Here is a 1,382-nt window from a genome sequence, read left to right as displayed (position 1 = left end):
CCGCCACCAGGAAGTCCCGGAACCTGGCCTCGAACCCGAATTGCACGCTCTCACTCCGCCTCCCCGGAGTGGACCTGGTCCTCTCCGGGGAGGCTCACCGAGTTTCCGGCACGGTCGAACTCGACCGCGTCACGGCTGTCTACCGCGCGGGCGGATGGCCCGCGGAACGATCGGGAGACGAGGTCACCGCCCCCTACAGCGCCCAGAGTGCGGGTCCCGCACCATGGCACCTGTACCGCTTCACCATCCACTCGGCCGTCGGGGTGGCGCTGACCGATCCACACGGGGCAACCCGCTGGCAGTTCGCGCACCGAGGGATGGCGCTGTCACAGGAGCACTCAGATGCACCAGATGACGCTACCGAGGTTGAAACACCACGCAGCTGATCCGAACGATCCGTCGATCGGCGTGGCGGAGGTCGCCGGAGGCGCCGGAGCGGTGGCGTCGGCGCTGGCCGCGGGTGCGGCCAAGACCAGCAAGGGCGCCGCAAATACTGTCGCCGCTACGGTTTTCATGATCTTTCTGGACATTTTGCTTCCTTACCACGAGCTTTTGTGATGTCCGCGTCTACCAGGCTGCTTTGCCGAGCTACCGGACCTGACCGCGATCGCGTCGCACGCCGAATCGGCTCTGCGACACCCGATTGGCTCTTTGGTGAAGTAGTAAACCTTGTGAAGCACATGCGACGTCCCGATCGGAACGCGCATTGTGGCCGGCCGAGAGCTACCGCATCGACCTGACCGGACAGGACGTCATGTGGAACGACGCCAGGTAAGAGCATACTCCTGGCTATCAATCGATTCGGACGGAGCGAGCAGATTTAGTTGATGAAGATTCTGCAAAGTCGTGCGTCCAGGAACCGGTCAGCCGGCGGGGACGGGGCCGTCGTCGGGGCCCGGGACCGCGGCCTCACGTTGCTCGGGCAGGAGCGGCGAGACGGCGAAGACGGCGGCGGAAGCGTCGGCCGGTAGCGCTTCGACCGCGCGGATTCCGGGACGGGTGGCCACGGTTCGCAGCTGGGAGAGGGAGCCGTGGACGACGACGCCCACGACGCACGCGCAGTCGGCGCGCAGCCGGGCGGCGACGAGGTCCTTGACCTGCGTGGAGCGGGTGTCGAAGGTGGTGGTCGATTCCATCTGGGCGGCGGCGGATTTCACCGAGGCGACCGCGACGCCCTCCCCCGATGGCACACCGATCGCGATGATGGGCGTCGCGACCCGGTCCACCCACACGTGGTAGTCGACCTCCGAGACGCGCAGGCCCGCACTGAATTCGGGGATGCGGTCGGCGGTGACGCCCTCGGTGAAGGACAGCAGGGCCCAGTGGCCTCCGGAGTCGCTGCCTTCCAAGGACTTCCGGGCGCGGGTCAGGTAATCGGCCAC

At 66.9% G+C, this 1,382-nt stretch carries 2 protein-coding genes; one reads left to right on the top strand and one right to left on the bottom strand.

Translation table 11 applies throughout. The annotated features are described in order from the left end of the window. The first annotated feature begins 342 nt into the window (after window positions 1-342). Entirely contained in the window at window positions 343-558 is a 216-nt protein-coding gene (locus ACIRS4_RS37075; RefSeq protein WP_404204501.1) for a hypothetical protein, read from the top strand. Window positions 559-863: 305 nt separating this feature from the next. Here ACIRS4_RS37075 and ACIRS4_RS37070 read toward each other — a convergent pair. After that, window positions 864-1,382: hypothetical protein (locus ACIRS4_RS37070; protein WP_404204499.1), on the bottom strand; the 519-nt coding region annotated here is incomplete at its 5' end.

Source organism: Streptomyces sp. NPDC101166 (assembly GCF_044768125.1).
Classification (GTDB): Bacteria; Actinomycetota; Actinomycetes; order Streptomycetales; family Streptomycetaceae; genus Streptomyces.
The sequence above is the reverse complement of the archived record's forward strand: the minus strand, read 5'-3'. Positions and strand labels throughout refer to the sequence as shown.

Coding starts and splice junctions, on each gene's coding strand:
- ACIRS4_RS37075 (WP_404204501.1), top strand. CDS start 343: ATGCACCAGATGACGCTACCGAGGTTGAAACACCACGCAGCTGATCCG.